General features: G+C 71.6%; 14 protein-coding genes. 6 read left to right on the top strand and 8 right to left on the bottom strand.

What is annotated here, in order from left to right; all coding sequences use genetic code 11:
• Positions 1-41: 41 nt before the first annotated feature.
• Together IE180_RS04130 and IE180_RS04125 are read right to left on the bottom strand one after the other, a co-directional pair.
• Positions 42-1,826, bottom strand: coding sequence for an SDR family oxidoreductase (locus IE180_RS04130; protein WP_190155368.1), 1,785 nt, complete (start codon positions 1,824-1,826; stop codon positions 42-44).
• On the bottom strand, positions 1,826-2,671 hold the full coding sequence (locus IE180_RS04125) for a M24 family metallopeptidase (RefSeq protein ID WP_190155367.1): 846 nt from the start codon (positions 2,669-2,671) through the stop codon (positions 1,826-1,828). The genes IE180_RS04130 and IE180_RS04125 overlap by 1 nt, the downstream gene beginning before the upstream one ends.
• 249 nt (positions 2,672-2,920) lie before the next feature.
• Between IE180_RS04125 and IE180_RS04120 the strand changes: the two genes are divergently transcribed.
• The 4 genes from IE180_RS04120 to IE180_RS04105 are packed head-to-tail and all read left to right on the top strand — an operon-like array spanning position 2,921 to position 6,408.
• Positions 2,921-3,877 carry an ABC transporter ATP-binding protein gene (locus tag IE180_RS04120; protein WP_190155791.1) on the top strand — a complete coding sequence of 319 codons (957 nt, stop codon included), beginning with the start codon at positions 2,921-2,923 and terminating at the stop codon, positions 3,875-3,877.
• Positions 3,874-4,764 carry an ABC transporter permease gene (locus IE180_RS04115; RefSeq protein WP_190155366.1) on the top strand — a complete coding sequence of 297 codons (891 nt, stop codon included), beginning with the start codon at positions 3,874-3,876 and terminating at the stop codon, positions 4,762-4,764. Before IE180_RS04120 ends, IE180_RS04115 begins: the two co-directional genes overlap by 4 nt.
• The gene (locus IE180_RS04110; RefSeq protein ID WP_190155365.1) at positions 4,761-5,672 is read left to right on the top strand and encodes an ABC transporter ATP-binding protein; all 912 of its coding nucleotides are present in this window, start codon (positions 4,761-4,763) and stop codon (positions 5,670-5,672) included. The genes IE180_RS04115 and IE180_RS04110 overlap by 4 nt, the downstream gene beginning before the upstream one ends.
• A gap of 16 nt (positions 5,673-5,688) precedes the next feature.
• Positions 5,689-6,408 (top strand): ABC transporter permease, encoded by a 720-nt coding sequence (locus tag IE180_RS04105; RefSeq protein WP_190155364.1) that lies wholly within the window; start codon positions 5,689-5,691, stop codon positions 6,406-6,408.
• A 15-nt stretch (positions 6,409-6,423) separates the two neighbouring features.
• On the opposite strand, the gene IE180_RS04100 is transcribed toward IE180_RS04105, so the two are convergent.
• Positions 6,424-7,665 (bottom strand): CynX/NimT family MFS transporter, encoded by a 1,242-nt coding sequence (locus IE180_RS04100; protein ID WP_190155363.1) that lies wholly within the window; start codon positions 7,663-7,665, stop codon positions 6,424-6,426.
• A 134-nt stretch (positions 7,666-7,799) separates the two neighbouring features.
• Complete coding sequence (locus IE180_RS04095; protein ID WP_190155362.1) at positions 7,800-8,480, bottom strand: FadR/GntR family transcriptional regulator; 681 nt, start codon at positions 8,478-8,480, stop codon at positions 7,800-7,802.
• Between the two features lie 135 nt (positions 8,481-8,615).
• Here IE180_RS04095 and lpdA point away from each other — a divergent pair, with 135 nt between their 5' ends.
• Positions 8,616-10,019, top strand: a complete 1,404-nt coding sequence (gene lpdA / locus IE180_RS04090) for a dihydrolipoyl dehydrogenase (protein ID WP_190155361.1) — start codon at positions 8,616-8,618, stop codon at positions 10,017-10,019.
• An 89-nt stretch (positions 10,020-10,108) separates the two neighbouring features.
• A complete protein-coding gene (locus IE180_RS04085) occupies positions 10,109-10,729 on the top strand; it encodes a rhomboid-like protein (protein WP_373302660.1) in 621 nt (206 codons plus the stop codon).
• Positions 10,730-10,887: 158 nt separating this feature from the next.
• Here IE180_RS04085 and IE180_RS04080 read toward each other — a convergent pair whose 3' ends face one another.
• The 4 genes from IE180_RS04080 to efeB all read right to left on the bottom strand — a co-directional run bounded on the left by IE180_RS04080 (position 10,888) and on the right by efeB (position 15,733).
• Positions 10,888-11,694, bottom strand: a complete 807-nt coding sequence (locus IE180_RS04080; protein ID WP_190155359.1) for an HAD family hydrolase — start codon at positions 11,692-11,694, stop codon at positions 10,888-10,890.
• Complete coding sequence (gene serS / locus IE180_RS04075) at positions 11,691-12,980, bottom strand: serine--tRNA ligase (RefSeq protein ID WP_190155358.1); 1,290 nt, start codon at positions 12,978-12,980, stop codon at positions 11,691-11,693. Before serS ends, IE180_RS04080 begins: the two co-directional genes overlap by 4 nt.
• 488 nt (positions 12,981-13,468) lie before the next feature.
• Complete coding sequence (gene pheA / locus IE180_RS04070) at positions 13,469-14,404, bottom strand: prephenate dehydratase (RefSeq protein WP_190155357.1); 936 nt, start codon at positions 14,402-14,404, stop codon at positions 13,469-13,471.
• A 69-nt stretch (positions 14,405-14,473) separates the two neighbouring features.
• Positions 14,474-15,733: an iron uptake transporter deferrochelatase/peroxidase subunit gene (gene efeB, locus IE180_RS04065; RefSeq protein ID WP_190155356.1), complete on the bottom strand. Its 1,260-nt coding sequence runs from the start codon at positions 15,731-15,733 to the stop codon at positions 14,474-14,476.
• Positions 15,734-15,738 lie beyond the last annotated feature (5 nt).

Below are 15,738 nucleotides of genomic sequence, written 5' to 3'. Positions count from 1 at the left end.
CCTGCCCGGATCGGTGACCTGCCCGGATCAGGCCCCGACCGTCACGCCGGCGGCTGCCAGCGGGCCAGTGCCCGCAGCGCCCCGGGGCTGAGGCGGGACAGGAGGTGGGCGCCCCGGGCCTCGGGGGTCACCGGGACCACGGCCCGGTCGTGCAGAACCGCCCCCAGGATCGCGTCCGCGACCTTCTCCGGCGGGTAGTTCCGCAGGCCGTACAGCCGGGAGGCCTTCTGCTGCCGCCGCTTCTCCTCCGCCGCGTCCGTGACCCCGGCGAACCGCGCGGTCGCCGTGATGCTGGTGTTGACGATGCCGGGGCATATCGCCGACACCCCGATGCCCTGGTCGGCCAGTTCGGCGCGCAGGCACTCGCTGAGCATCAGCACCGCCGCCTTCGACGTGCTGTAGGCCGGCAGCGCCCGGGAGGGCTGAAAGGCCGCTGCGGACGCGGTGTTGACGATGTGGCCGCCCTGCCCGCGCGCGGTCATCTGCGCGCCGAAGAAGCGGCAGCCGTGGATGACGCCCCACAGGTTGACGTCCAGGACCCGCTTCCACTCCTCGCCCGAGGTCGCGAAGAAGGAACCGGTGAGCCCGATGCCCGCGTTGTTGACCAGGACGTCGACGACGCCGTACTCGGCCGCCACCTTCGCGGCCAGCTGCTCCATCGCCTGCTCGTCGGCGACGTCGACCGTCTCGCCCCAGGCCTCCGGGGCACCGATCAGGCGCGCCATCTCGGCCGTGCGGACCGCCCCCTCGGCGTCCCGGTCCACGGCCACCACCCGGGCGCCGGCCTCCGCGAACGCGAAGGCGGTGGCCCGGCCGATGCCGCTGGCCGCCCCGGTCACCAGGACGAGCTGTCCGCCGAACCGCTCCGCGTACTCCGGCTTCACGTCGCTCTTCGCCGCGACCGGCTTCGGCGCCCTGGCCGCCGCGTCCTCGTTGGCCCGGACGAACTCGGCGATCCATGCGGACAGCTGGTCCGGACGGGTGCGCGGCACCCAGTGCTTGGCCGGCAGCGTGCGCCGGGTCAGGTCGGGCACCCAGGTGCCCAGGTCGTCGTAGAGGCGCTCGGAGAGGAACGCGTCCCCGGTCGGCGTGATCAGCTGGACGGGCACGTGCGCGTACGCGTCGGGGCGCGGCCTGCCGAGGCGGGCCCGGACGTTGTCCCGGTAGAGCCAGGCACCGTGCGCCGCGTCGTCCGGCAGGGAGGACGTCGGATAGTCGCCGGCCGGGACCTTCTCCACCCGCTCCAGGACCTTCGGCCAGCGTTTGCCGAGCGGGCCGCGCCAGGCGAGCTCCGGCAGCACGGGCGTGTGCAGCATGTACACGTACCAGGACTTGGCGCCCTGGCCGAGGAGCTGGCCGATCCGGCGCGGGGTGGGCCGGGTCATCCGCTGCTTGATCCAGTGCCCGAAGTGGTCGAGCGAGGGCCCCGACATCGAGGTGAAGGAGGCGATCCGGCCCTCCGTGCGCTGCACGGTGGCGAACTCCCAGGCCTGCACCGAACCCCAGTCGTGACCGACCAGGTGGACCGGCCGGTCCGGGCTGACGGCGTCGGCGACCGCGAGGAAGTCGTCCGTCAGCTTCTCCAGCGTGAAGCCGCCGCGCAGCGGGACCGGCGCCGTCGACCGGCCGTGGCCCCGGACGTCGTACAGCACCACGTGGAACTCCTCGGCCAGCCGGACCGCGACCTCCGACCACACCTCCTTGGAGTCCGGGTACCCGTGCACGAGCAGGACGGTCGGCCGGTCCGTGTCGCCCAGCTCGGCGACGCACAGCTCGATCCCGCCCGTCCGGACCCGGCGCTCCCGCGCCCCGTTCAGCCCCGCCATCAGACCGCTCCCTCGTTCCAGCGCCGCACGTGCGGCAGATCGTCGTCCAGCCAGAAAGCGCTCTGCTCGGGGTCCCGGGAGTCGGTGACGACCAGGATCTCCTCGAACTTCGCGCCCGTCCCCCGGAAACCGAGGTGCGGCTCGACCGCCCACAGCCCGGGCACGGGCGGGTGGTCGGAGAACTTGTACGGCGACCAGAGCGGGGACCAGCCGTCCCGGTGGCCGTGCAGGGCGTCGCTCGCGAGCCCCTTAAGCGACTGGGTGCCGAAGCCGAAGAGCGTCGGCGCCCAGCGGCGCTCCTTCACCCGGTCGATCTTGTGGGCGATGACGCCGAAGGGGTAGGCGCGGTGCCGGTTCGCGTACCCCTGGCGGACCATGAGCCGGTCCACGCCCTCGTATATCTCGCGCAGCGTGCGGCGCTCGCGCACCTCGCGCAGGATCAGTTCGCGGTGGGCCTCCAGGTCGGCGAGCAGCTTGTCGTGCAGGGGATCGAGGCCCAGGCAGCCGCTGTAGCCGATGTCGGCCGTGTAGCCCTTGTAGACCGGCGCCATGTCGAGGATGAACGGCATCCCCGCCTCGAGACGCCGGTTCGTGGGGAAGAACTGCAGCGGAACCCTGAAGTCCACGAAGGCCGTGCGGTCGCCGAACCAGGCGAAGGGCCGGTGGAACCAGTCCCGCACGCCCCGCTCGTGGAGCCACTCCCGCTGCATCCGGGCGGCATCGCGCTCGGTCACGCCCGGCTTGAGCTGGGCCGCGACGGCTTCCGCGCACTCGTAGGAGAGCCGCTGCACTTCCCTGAACCCCCGCAGCTCCGCGGAGAGTTCGCCTGTCACTGCTGAGGCCATGCCACCCGCCGTCCCGTGTGAGCGCCCGACTGCGCTACGCGTTCGTAACTTGACACCGATGAATGTGACAATGCCCGGCGGCTGCGTCAAGGGGGCGGACGACGGCCTGTGGAAAACCGCGGTTACCGTCCCCGGAAAAAGACTTTCGTCGCGACGCCCCTACGGGCTTGTACTCCTGAAGTGGGAGAAGGATCGAGCCGTTGGGCTGACGACTGCTGTGGCGCACGCCACTACCGTCGAAGCGTGACTGTGATCGCCACCGAAAGCCTCAGCAAGCGGTTCCCCCGGGTGACCGCTCTCGACCGGCTCTCCCTGGACATCGGGCCCGGTGTGACCGGACTGGTGGGTGCCAACGGAGCCGGCAAGTCCACGATGATCAAGATCCTGCTCGGACTCTCCCCCGCCACGGAGGGCAGCGCCCAGGTCCTGGGCCTCGACGTCCGGACCCACGGTTCCGAGATCCGTGAGCGCGTCGGGTACATGCCCGAGCACGACTGCCTTCCGCCGGACGTCTCGGCCACCGAGTTCGTCGTCCACATGGCGCGGATGTCCGGGCTGCCCGCGACCGCCGCCCGGGAGCGGACCGCCGACACCCTGCGGCACGTCGGCCTCTACGAGGAGCGCTACCGCCCGATGGGCGGCTACTCGACGGGCATGAAGCAGCGGGTGAAACTGGCCCAGGCGCTCGTCCACGACCCCAAGCTGGTCCTCCTCGACGAGCCGACCAACGGCCTCGACCCGGTCGGCCGGGACGAGATGCTCGGACTGATCCGCAGGATCTGGACCGACTTCGGCATCTCCGTCCTCGTCACCTCGCACCTGCTGGGCGAGCTGGAGCGCACCTGCGACCACGTCGTCGTCATCGACGGCGGCCGGCTGCTGCGCTCCAGCTCCACCAGCGACTTCACCCGAACCACCACGACGCTCGCCGTCGAGGTCACCGACTCCGACACCGTCCCGGACGGCACGGCGGCGCTCCGCGCGGCCCTCGCCGCCGCCGGCGTCCCGGTCCACGCGGGCGTGGAGGACGGCCTGCCGGGCGCGGGCCACATCCTGCTCCTGGAGGCGGCCGGCGAGGAGACGTACGACCTCGTGCGGGACACCGTCGCCGAGCTCGGCCTCGGCCTCGTCCGCATGGAGCAGCGCCGCCACCACATCGCCGAGGTCTTCAAGGCGAAGGACCAGGAGGAGGTGCCCGCTCGATGAGCTCCCAGGCCCCCGACACGACCCGGATCCACAACATCGGCTACCGGTCCTACGACGGCCCGCGCCACGGCCGGGCGTACGCGCGCCGGTCCCTGTTCTCGCAGTCGCTGCGCGGCGCGTACGGACTGGGCCGCAGCGCCAAGTCCAAGGTGCTGCCGATGCTGCTCTTCGCGGTGATGTGCGCGCCCGCGCTGATCATCGTCGCCATCTCGGTGTACACCAAGGCCGACAAGCTCTTCATGGAGTACACCCAGTACGCGGTCTACCTCCAGCTCGTCATCGCCGTCTTCCTCGCCTCCCAGGCGCCCCAGTCGGTCTCCCGCGACCTGAGGTTCCGGACGGTCCCGCTGTACTTCTCCCGCCCCATCGAGCGGGTGGACTACGTGCTGGCCAAGTACGGGGCGATGGCCTCGGCGCTCTTCGTCCTCACCGCCACCCCGCTGCTCATCATGTGGATCGGCTCGATGCTGGCCAAGATGGACTTCGCCGAGCAGGCCAAGCTGTTCGGCCAGGGGCTCGTCTCCGTCGCGATCCTGTCGGTGCTCTTCGCCGGCGTCGGCCTGGTCATGGCCGCGCTCACCCCGCGTCGCGGCTTCGGCGTCGCCGCCGTGATCGCCGTCCTCACCATCTCCTACGGCGCGGTCTCCACCCTCCAGGGCATCTCCTACGCCACCGAGAACACCGGCTCCATCGTCTGGCTCGGCCTCTTCTCGCCCCTCACCCTCGTCATCGGCCTGCAGAACGCGTTCCTCGGCGCTCCCGCCTCCTTCCCCGGCGAGATGCAGGTCAGTGCGGGCGTGGGCGCCGTCTACCTGCTGGTCGTCCTCGGCCTCATGGCCGCCTCCTACGGCATCCTGATGCGCCGCTACCGAAAGGTCGGACTGTGAGCACCTTGCACATCGACCACGTCTCGCGCTGGTTCGGGAACGTGGTGGCGGTCAACGACATCACGATGTCGATCGGCCCCGGCGTCACCGGGCTCCTGGGCCCCAACGGCGCCGGGAAGTCCACCCTCATCAACATGATGGGCGGCTTCCTCGACCCGTCCACCGGCAGCGTGACCCTCGACGGCGTGCCGGTCTGGCGCAACGAGTCGGTCTACCGCTCCATCGGCGTCGTCCCCGAGCGGGAGGCGATGTACGACTTCCTCACCGGCCGCGAGTTCGTCGTGGCCAACGCGGAGCTCCAGGGCCTCGGCGCGGCGGAGGCCCAGCGGGCCCTGGCCACCGTCGAGATGGAGTACGCGCAGGACCGGAAGATCGCCACGTACAGCAAGGGCATGCGGCAGCGCGTGAAGATGGCCTCGGCCCTCGTCCACGAACCGTCCGTGCTCCTGCTCGACGAGCCCTTCAACGGCATGGACCCGCGTCAGCGCATGCAGTTGATGGACCTGCTGCGGCGGATGGGCGCGGACGGCCGCACGGTCCTGTTCTCCTCGCACATCCTGGAGGAGGTCGAGCAGCTCGCCTCCCACATCGAGGTGATCGTCGCCGGACGGCACGCGGCCTCCGGCGACTTCCGCAAGATCCGTCGCCTGATGACGGACCGTCCGCACCGCTACCTGGTCCGCTCCAGCGACGACCGGGAGCTCGCCGCCGCCCTGATCGCCGACCCGTCCACGGCCGGCATCGAGGTCGACGCGGTGGAGGGCGGACTGCGGATCCAGGCCGTCGACTTCGGACGGTTCACCGAGCTGCTGCCGAAGGTCGCGCGGGAGCGGGGCATCCGGCTGCTCGCGGTCTCGCCCTCCGACGAGTCCCTCGAATCCGTCTTCTCGTATCTCGTCGCGGCCTGAAAGGAGTACGACCCCGATGTACGACCCCACTGTCGCCCGGCTCACCTACCGGGCCCTCCTCGGCCGCCGCCGAGCGGCGATCCTCTTCCTCCTGCCCGCCCTGCTCCTGGTCATCGCCGCGGCCGTCCGCGCGCTCAACGGCGCGGACGACCAGGTCGCGGCCGACCTCCTGGGCGGCTTCGCGCTCGCCACGATGGTCCCGCTGATCGGCGTCATCGCCGGCACGGGCGCGATCGGACCGGAGATCGACGACGGCTCCATCGTCTACCTGCTCTCCAAGCCGGTGAAGCGGACGACGATCATCACCACCAAGCTGTTCGTGGCCATAGCCGTCACCATGGTCTTCTCGGCCGTGCCGACGCTGATCGCCGGATTCATCCTGAACGGGAACGGGCAGCAGGTCGCCGTCGCCTACACGGTCGCCGCGCTGGTCGCCTCCATCGCCTACAGCGCGCTCTTCCTGCTGCTCGGCACGGTCAGCCGGCACGCGGTGGTGATCGGCCTCGTCTACGCGCTGGTGTGGGAGGCGCTCTTCGGTTCCCTGATCTCCGGCGCCCGCACCCTCAGCGTCCAGCAGTGGGCGCTCGCGCTGGCCGAGAAGGTCACCGGCGACGGCCTGGTCACGTCGGACGTGGCCCTGCCGACGGCGACCGTGCTGCTGGTGGCCGTCACCCTCGGCGCCACCTGGTTCGCCGGCCACAAGCTGCGCACGCTGAAGCTGGCCGGAGAGGAGTAGCCGCCCCGGGGAGCGTCAGACCGTACGGTCCCGGGCGGCGAGCAGTCCGACGCCCGCGGCCGCCGCGCAGACGGCGAGCACCAGGGAGATCGGCAGGGTCCAGGAGCCGGTGGCCTGGTGGAGGGCGCCCGCGGCCAGCGGCCCGGCGGCGGCCAGCAGATAGCCGACCGTCTGGGCCATGCCGGACAGTCCGGCCGCGGTCACCGCGTCCCCGGAGCGCAGCACGATCAGGGTCAGGGCGAGGCCGACGGCGCCGCCCTGACCGACGCCGAGGACCGCCGACCAGAGCCAGGCGCCCTCCACGGGCGCCACCATCAGTCCGGCGTAACCGGCCGCGACCAGCGTCGTGACCAGCACGATCAGCGGGCGCTGGCCGCGCATCCGGCCGGCGAGCAGCGGCACCACGAAGGCGCCGGCGACCTGGATCAGGTTGTTGAAGGCGAAGATCACGCCGGCCGTGGAGCGGCTCATCCCGTGGTCGGTGAAGATCGTCGGCATCCAGGCGATCAGCACGTACGACCACAGCGACTGCAGCCCCATGAAGAGGGTGACCTGCCAGGCGAGCGCCGAGCGCCAGACGTTCACCGGGCGGCCGCCGCCGGCCGGGACGGCCCGTACCTCGTGCCCCGTGCGGCCCCGGGCGATCAGCACCTGCGGAAGCCAGGCGAGGGCCGCGACCGCGGCGAGCAGCGACCAGAAGCCCAGGGAGGCCTCCCAGCCGCCGCCCAGGGCCTTCTCCAGCGGCACGGCGGCCGCCGCGGCGACGGTGGCACCGGCGATCATCGCGCCCGTGTAGACCGAGGTCATCGAGGCGGCCCGGCCCGGGAAGTCACGCTTGATCAGGCCCGGCATCAGCACGTTGAGCAGGGCGATCGCGGTGCCGACGAGGATCCCGCCGCCGTACAGCGCGTACACGGACGGCAGCACGCGCGCGAGGATGCCGACGCCGAGCAGCAGGAGCGCCGCGAACAGCACGCGCTCGGCGCCGAACCGGCGCCCGAGCCACGGCGCCACCAGGGCGCCCAGGCCGAGGAACAGCACCGGCACCGAGGTCACGAGCGAGCTCGCGGTCGACGAGAGCCCGAAGGCGGCGGATATCTCGCCGACCAGCGGCGCCACGCTCGCCAGCGCGACCCGCATGTTGAGCGAGGCCAGCACGATGCCGACCAGGAGCAGCGCCGGGTGGGCGAGCAGGGCCCGCCGGGCCACGGCCCCCTCGGCCGACGGCCGGACCCCGGCCTCGGCGTCGACGAGCACGCGGGCCTCCGCTTCCGCCCGCGTCCCGGGGCCCGGCCCGGCCTCCGAGCCCGGTCCGGTCCCCGATCCCGTGCCCGTGCCCGTGCCCGTGTCCGCGCCCCTCCCCGTACCCGTACCCGTACGCGTCCCGGAGCTCACTGGTCCTGTCCCGTCAGTGCCGCGACCGTCTCCATCGGGGCCCGCAGCAGTTCGCGGGCCTGGCGCTCCGCCGCCTCCGGGTCGCCGGCCTCGACGGCCACCACCAGGGCCTCGTGGGCGTCGATGTCGACCGGGGGCATCTCCCGGTCGCCGAGGGCCTCCACCAGGACCTCGTGCACCTGCGCGGAGAAGAAGCGGTACACCTCGACGAAGGCCGCGTTGTGGGTCGCGCCGACGACCGCGAGGTGGAAGGCGAGGTCCGCGTCCGCGTCCCGGTCGCCCTCCTCGCGCAGACCGTTCAGGGCGGCCCGCAGCCGCAGCAGGTCGTGGGTGTCGCGCCGGGTGGCCGCGAGGCGGGCGGCCTCGGCCTCCAGGGCGATCCGGAGTTCGAGGACGTCGGCCGCGCCCGCGTGCCGGACGCCGCGCAGCACGGCGGACGGGTCGGCGGTCGACCTGACGAAGGTGCCGTTGCCCTGGCGGGACTCCAGGAGACCCGCGTGGACGAGGACCCGGACCGCCTCGCGGACGGTGTTGCGCCCGACGCCGAGCTGCTGCGCGAGCTCGTGCTCGGTCGGGATGCGGTCGCCGACCGCCCACTCCCCGTCGGCGAGCTGTGTGCGCAGCTGTTCCACCGCGGAGTCCACCAGCGAGGTCCGCCCCGCCGCCTTGAGCGCCATCGAAATCCTCCATTCGCCCGGTTGCCCAGTCATCCTACAAGTGAGCTCCCTCGCCTCCCGGACCGGGCCGCAGCGACCGGACTACTGTGGGCTCGTACGTGTGCCGAACACCCTCACCACCCTCGGGAGTCAGTCATGTCAGACCGCTTCGACGTCGTCGTACTCGGAGCTGGCCCCGGCGGCTACGTCGCCGCCATCCGCGCCGCCCAGCTGGGCAAGCGGGTCGCGGTCGTCGAGGAGAAGTACTGGGGCGGTGTCTGCCTGAACGTCGGCTGCATCCCCACCAAGGCGTTGCTGCGCAACGCCGAGCTCGCCCACATCTTCAACCACGAGGCGAAGACCTTCGGCATCAAGGTCGACGGCACCGTCTCCTTCGACTACGGCGAGGCCTTCCGCCGCAGCCGCTCGGTCGCGGACGGCCGCGTCAAGGGCGTCCACTTCCTGATGAAGAAGAACGGGATCACCGAGTTCAGCGGCCGGGGCACCTTCCTCGACGCGAACACCCTCCAGGTGGCCAAGGCCGACGGCACCTCGGAGACGATCACCTTCGACAACTGCATCATCGCCACCGGCGCCTCCCCGCGGATGCTCCCCGGCACCTCGCTGAGCGACCGCGTCGTCTCGTACGAGCAGCAGATCCTCGCCGAGGACGCCCCCAAGTCGATCGTCATCGCCGGTGCCGGCGCCATCGGCATCGAGTTCGCGTACGTGCTGAACAACTACGGCACCAAGGTCACGATCGTCGAGTTCCTCGACCGCATCGCGCCGCTGGAGGACGAGGAGGTCTCCAAGGAGCTCGCGAAGCAGTACCGCAAGCTCGGCATCGACGTCCTGACCTCCACCCGCGTCGAGGCCATCGACGAGTCCGGCCCGCAGGTCCGCGTCACGGTCACCGGCAAGGACGGCGCCCAGAAGGTCCTGGAGGCCGACAAGGTCCTCCAGGCCATCGGCTTCGCGCCGAACGTCACCGGCTACGGCCTGGAGAACACCGGCGTCGCGCTGACCGAGCGCGGCGCCATCGACGTCGACGGCCGCTGCCGCACCTCCGTGCCGCACATCTACGCCATCGGTGACGTGACGGCGAAGCTGATGCTCGCGCACACCGCCGAGGCCATGGGCGTCATCGCGGCCGAGACCATCGGGGACGCCGAGACGATGGAGCTCGACTACCCGATGATCCCGCGCGCGACCTACTGCCAGCCGCAGATCGCCAGCTTCGGCTGGACCGAGGCGCAGGCCCGCGAGAAGGGCTTCGACGTCAAGGTCGCCAAGTTCCCGTTCGTCGCGAACGGCAAGGCGCACGGCCTCGGCGACGCCACCGGCTTCGTCAAGATCGTCGCCGACGCGAAGTACGGCGAGATCATCGGCGCCCACCTGATCGGCCCCGACGTCACCGAGCTGCTGCCCGAGCTGACGCTGGCCCAGCAGTGGGACCTCACGGTCCACGAGGTCGCCCGGAACGTGCACGCGCACCCGACGCTGGGCGAGGCCGTGAAGGAAGCGATCCACGGTATTGCCGGACACATGATCAATTTCTGAGGTTTCTCCCGGCTCCGGGTGATAGGCACTGAAAGGTGCCGAGCGAAACCTCCCCGGGTGGCGAACCGTCCCGGCCGATCAGGTCGTGGGTGCGTTCGTCACCCGGTACGCATGTGTGGCTGGCGGTCATCGCGATCACCAGCCTCGTCATCGCGCTCTCCCCCGCCGCGCTGGACACCTACCTCCTCCATCGCAACAGCAGCAATCTCCACCAGCTCGCGCACCACCCGATGCGGGCCCTGCTGGGCAGTGCGTTCTGGATCGAGAACCCGTCGGACTTCCTGCTGTACGCGGTGCTCTTCGAGGTCTTCCACGCCCCCGTGGAACGCTGGCTCGGCACCCCGAAATGGCTCCTCACCGTCGCCACCGCCCACATCGCGGCCACGCTCATCAGCCAGCAGGTGGTCCTGGCGGCCATCCAGCTCCACGACGTGCCGCGCAGCATGGCGCACGTCGTCGACATCGGGGTCAGCTACGGCCTCGCCGCCTCGGCCGGGATCCTCACCTACCGGCTGCCGTACCCCTGGCGCCTGTGCTACCTCGCCGCGGTGGTCGCGTTCTTCCTCGTGCCGCTCGCCACCGACCGCACGTACACCGACCTCGGTCACGCGATCTCGCTGGCGATCGGCCTGGCCTGCCACCCGCTGACCCGGGGAGCACCGGCCGGCGGAAAACCGGTCGACCTCGAACGGCCGCCCGGCGCACACTAGTTGCACGCGGGGGACACGGGGGATCCCCCGGGCGCGGCCGCTTCGAGCGCGCGGACCCCGGTCCGCGCGGGCCGTGAACCCGCGAAGGCCCGCTCCCCTCGGGGAGCGGGCCTTCGCACGGGTCCGGTGCCCGTCTTCCGGATCAGGCCGCGGGCGGGTCAGACGGCCAGCAGGCGTTCCAGGACGAGCGCGATGCCGTCCTCCTCGTTCGAGGCCGTCACCTCGTCCGCCACCGTCCGCAGTTCCTCGTGCGCGTTGCCCATGGCCACGCCGTGCGCCGCCCAGCCGAACATCGGGATGTCGTTCGGCATGTCGCCGAAGGCGATCGTCTCCGCGGCCTTCACGCCGAGCCGGCGCGCCGCGAGCGACAGGCCGGTCGCCTTGCTGAGGCCGAGCGGGAGGATCTCCACGATGCCCGGGCCCGCCATGACGACGTCGACGAGGCCGCCGACCGTCTCCCGCGCGGCCCGGGTCAGCTCGTCGTCGGACAGCGCCGGATGCTGCACGTACAGCTTGGTCAGCGGCGCCGCCCACAGCTCCGCCGGGTCCTCGTACGGCACGTACGGCAGCGGCCCCTCGTGGGCCCGGTAACCGGGGCCCATCAGGACCTCGCCCTCCAGGCCGTCACGGCTGGCGGCCAGCGCCAGCGGGCCCACCTCCGCCTCGATCTTGGAGAGCGCGAGCCCCGCGAGCTGCCGGTCCAGGGTCAGCGAGGTCAGCAGCCGGTGCTCGCCGGCGTGGTAGACCTGCGCGCCCTGCCCGCACACCGCGATCCCCCGGTAGCCGAGGTCGTCCAGGATGTGCCGGGTCCAGGGCACTCCCCGGCCGGTGACCACGATGTGCGCGGCACCCGCCGCCGTCGCCGCGGCGAGCGCGTCCCGCGTGCGGTCCGAGACGGACTCGTCGGACCGCAGCAGCGTGCCGTCGAGGTCCGTCGCGACCAGGCGGTAGGGGAAGGGGCTCACTTGGCGATCGGCTCCAGGACCTCGCGGCCGCCGAGGTACGGACGGAGCACCTCGGGCACCCGCACGGAGCCGTCGGCCAGCTGGTGGTTCTCGAGGATCGCCACGATCGTGCGCGGTACGGCGCACAGCGTGCCGTTCAGGGTGGCCAGCGGCTGCACGACCTTCTTGCCGTCCTTGTCGTCGCGCAGACGGACGGAGAGGCGACGGGCCTGGAAGCTGTCGCAGTTCGAGGCGGAGGTCAGCTCGCGGTACTTGCCCTGCGTCGGGATCCACGCCTCGCAGTCGAACTTGCGGGAGGCGGAGGCACCGAGGTCACCGGTGGCGACGTCGATGACCTGGAACGGCAGCTCCAGCGAGGTCAGCCACTGCTTCTCCCACTCCAGGAGCCGCTTGTGCTCGGCCTCGGCGTCCTCCGGAGCGACGTACGAGAACATCTCGACCTTGTCGAACTGGTGGACGCGGAAGATGCCCCGGGTGTCCTTGCCGTACGTGCCGGCCTCGCGGCGGAAGCAGGGCGAGAAGCCCGCGTACCGCAGCGGCAGCTTGCCGGCCTCGATGATCTCGTCCATGTGGTACGCGGCGAGGGGCACCTCGGACGTGCCGACGAGGTAGTAGTCGTCCTTCTCCAGGTGGTACACGTTCTCCGCGGCCTGGCCGAGGAAGCCGGTGCCCTCCATGGCGCGCGGACGGACCAGCGCCGGAGTGAGCATGGGGATGAAGCCGGCCTCGGTGGCCTGGGCGATCGCCGCGTTGACCAGGGCGAGCTCCAGGAGGGCGCCGACGCCGGTCAGGTAGTAGAAGCGCGAGCCGGAGACCTTGGCGCCCCGCTCGACGTCGATGGCGCCGAGCGCCTCGCCCAGCTCCAGGTGGTCCTTGGGCTCGAAGCCCTCGGCCGCGAAGTCGCGGATGGTGCCGTGCGTCTCGAGGACGACGAAGTCCTCCTCGCCGCCGACCGGGACGTCCGGGTGGACGATGTTCCCGAGCTGGAGCAGAAGCTGCTTGGCCGTCTCGTCGGCCTCGTTCTGCTCGGCCTCCGCGGCCTTGACGTCGGTCTTGAGCTGCTCGGCCTTCTGCAGGAGCTCGGCGCGCTCTTCGGGTCCGGCCTTGGGGATCAGCTTTCCGAGCGCCTTCTGCTCGGATCGGAGCTCGTCGAAGCGGACGCCGGACGACCTGCGCCGCTCATCGGCGGAGAGCAGGGCGTCGACGAGCGCGACGTCCTCTCCACGGGCGCGCTGGGAGGCGCGAACACGGTCGGGGTCCTCACGGAGCAGGCGAAGGTCAATCACCCCACCAGGCTACCGGTGCGCGTTCGCGTGCCCCCACCGGATAAGGGGGCGCGTGTTGATTCGCCCGAATTGAGACCCGTGGAAACACCGATGGACGGAGCTGTCCCCTTCACTTATCCACAGGCTGTGCGGAAAATCTGTGGACTACGGATAAGGCCCCGGGGAATCCCCTCATGGCGCCTGGGAATTCCGTGATCAAACACCCTTCGCGCGCTCATTTGGGTGGGAATTGGTCACCCCGGCGAGTGGGTCGGCGGCGGGCCGCTGACGGGGGCGCCCAGGAGGCGTTGTGGATGGCGCACGGATGGACGGGGGGTGGGCGGGGTGATTTGTCGACCTTGTCTCGACGAGGTGTCGACTTGTCCCCAGGCCTCACCGGGCGCCTGTGGATAACCTCTGTGGGTAACTGAAAAGTATGCAGGTAGGACTAGTGGTTCGTACCTGTGGACGACCGCTCACGCCGACCCGGGAATTCCTCCACCATCACCTCAGGCCCGACCGTCCTGGGCCCTCGCCAGCCAGTCGGAGGCCTCCATGAACTCCACGTCCGAAGTTCCGCGCCGCAGCGCCGGCACGTCCTCCACCGAGACGCCCGCCCGGGGGTACGAGCCGAGGAACCGCACCTTGGGGCAGATCCGCTTGAGGCCCATCAGCGCCTCGCCCACCCGCCGGTCCGAGATATGGCCCTCCGCGTCCACGGCGAAGCAGTAGTTCCCGATCCCCGCCCCCGTGGGCCGGGACTGGATCAGCATCAGGTTCACCCCGCGCACAGCGAACTCCTGGAGCAGTTCGAGGAGGGCACCCGGATGATCGTCACCCAGCCACAACACCACCGAGGTCTTGTCGGCGCCGGTCGGAGCCGCCGGCCGGGCCGGCCGACCCACGAGCACGAACCGCGTCTCGGCGTTCTCCGCGTCGTGGATCTCCGTGACCAGTGCCTCCAGGCCGTACGTCGCCGCCGCGAACTCCCCCGCGAAGGCGGCGTCGAACCGGCCCTCCCGCACCAGCCGGGCGCCGTCCGCGTTGGAGGCCGCCGACTCCCACACCGCCTCGGGCAAGTGGGCCCGCAGCCAGTTCCGCACCTGCGGCTGGGCCACCGGGTGGCCCGTGACCGTCTTGACCTCGGAGAGCTTGGTCCCGGGCCGGACGAGCAGGGCGAAGGCGATCGGGAGGAGCACCTCGCGGTAGATCATCAGCGGCTCGCCGGAGGCCAGTTCGTCCAGCGTCGCGGTCACCCCGCCCTCGACCGAGTTCTCGATCGGGACGAGCGCGGCGGCGGCCTCCCCGTTCCGCACGGCGTCGAGGGCGGCCGGGACCGAGACCATGGGGACGAGTTCCCGCGTCGCGGCCTCGGGCAGCGTGCGCAGCGCCGCCTCGGTGAAGGTGCCTTCGGGGCCGAGGTAGGTGTACCGGGTGGCGGACATGACGTCACCCTAATGGTCGCCGCCGGAGAGGGCCGCCGCACCGGCGGGGCACCTCTCCGGTCGGGACGGTCAGGCCTCCAGCAGGCGCTGGCCCACGTACTCGCCCTCGGCGGGACCGCCTGGGACCGCGAAGAGCCCGCTCGCCTCGTGGCGGATGAACGCGGACAGCGCGTCGCCCCGGTCGAGCTTGCGCTGCACCGGGACGAAGCCCCTGAGAGGGTCCGCCTGCCAGCAGACGAAGAGGAGCCCCGCGTCCGGCGTCCCGTCCGGACCGATCCCGTCGTGGAAGGAGAACGGCCTGCGCAGCATCGCCGCCCCGCCGTTCTGTTCGGGGGCGGAGATCCGGGAGTGGGCGTTGTCGGGGATGACGGGCTTCCCGTCCGGCCCGAGCTTGTTCAGATCGAGCTCGGTGGTCTCGGAGCCGCCGGTGAGCGGGGCCCCGTCGGACTTCCGGCGCCCGATCACCTTCTCCTGCCGGTCCAGCGGCAGCTTCTCCCAGTCGTCGAGCAGCATCCGGATCCGGCGCACCACCGCGTACGAGCCGCCGGCCATCCACTCCGGTGCGCCGCCCGACCCGGACGGGACGAAGATCCGCCGGTCGAAGTCCGGGTCGGTGGGCTTCGGGTTGCCCGTGCCGTCGACCTGCCCCATCAGGTTGCGGGCGGTCATCGGCTTCGCGGTGGCGCCGGCCGAGCGGTTGAAGCCGTTCATCTGCCAGCGAACCCGGGCCGCGTCCCCCGCGTCCTTCTGGACGGCGCGCAGCGCGTGGAAGGCGACGAGCGCGTCGTCGGCGCCGATCTGCACCCACAGGTCGCCCTCCGAGCGCCGGGGGTCCAGGGCGTCGGCGGAGAAGGCGGGCAGCGGATCCAGCTCGGCGGGGCGGCGCGAGGCGAGTCCGGTGCGGTCGAAGAAGGTGCGGCCGAAGCCGAAGGTGACCGTGAGGGAGGAGGGGCCCGCGTCGAGCGCGATCCCGGTGTCCTCGGCCGGGGCCTTGCCCTCCATCAGCACCTGCGCCGTGGCCGACCAGCGGCGCAGCAGGGCGGCGGCCTCCTTGCGACCGGCGCCCGGGGCGAGGTCGAAGGCGATCAGATGGCCACGGGACTGGAGGGGGGTGGTGATGCCCGCCTGATGTTTCCCGTGAAACATCACCGAGGTCGAGCCGACGGTGGTCAGGGCGGGGGCGCCGCCGGCTCCGGCGGTGTCGTCGGACAGGGCGGCGGAGATCCCGGCCCCACCGGCCGCGCCGGCGACCAGGCCGGCCGCGCCCGCCGCGCCGACGGCGCCGAGCAGGCGCCGCCGGGAGAGATCGAGGTTGTCGCTGTCGGTCACGAGGC

This window comes from Streptomyces litmocidini (assembly GCF_014649755.1).
Lineage (GTDB): Bacteria > Actinomycetota > Actinomycetes > Streptomycetales > Streptomycetaceae > Streptomyces > Streptomyces litmocidini.
The sequence above is the reverse complement of the archived record's forward strand: the minus strand, read 5'-3'. Positions and strand labels throughout refer to the sequence as shown.

Excerpts from the sequence above, each read along its gene's own strand:
- IE180_RS04130 (WP_190155368.1), bottom strand. The coding sequence starts at position 1,826 with ATGGCGGGGCTGAACGGGGCGCGGGAGCGCCGGGTCCGGACGGGCGGG.
- IE180_RS04125 (WP_190155367.1), bottom strand. The coding sequence starts at position 2,671 with ATGGCCTCAGCAGTGACAGGCGAACTCTCCGCGGAGCTGCGGGGGTTC.
- IE180_RS04115 (WP_190155366.1), top strand. The coding sequence starts at position 3,874 with ATGAGCTCCCAGGCCCCCGACACGACCCGGATCCACAACATCGGCTAC.
- IE180_RS04105 (WP_190155364.1), top strand. The coding sequence starts at position 5,689 with ATGTACGACCCCACTGTCGCCCGGCTCACCTACCGGGCCCTCCTCGGC.
- IE180_RS04095 (WP_190155362.1), bottom strand. The coding sequence starts at position 8,480 with ATGGCGCTCAAGGCGGCGGGGCGGACCTCGCTGGTGGACTCCGCGGTG.
- lpdA (WP_190155361.1), top strand. The coding sequence starts at position 8,616 with ATGTCAGACCGCTTCGACGTCGTCGTACTCGGAGCTGGCCCCGGCGGC.
- pheA (WP_190155357.1), bottom strand. The coding sequence starts at position 14,404 with ATGTCCGCCACCCGGTACACCTACCTCGGCCCCGAAGGCACCTTCACC.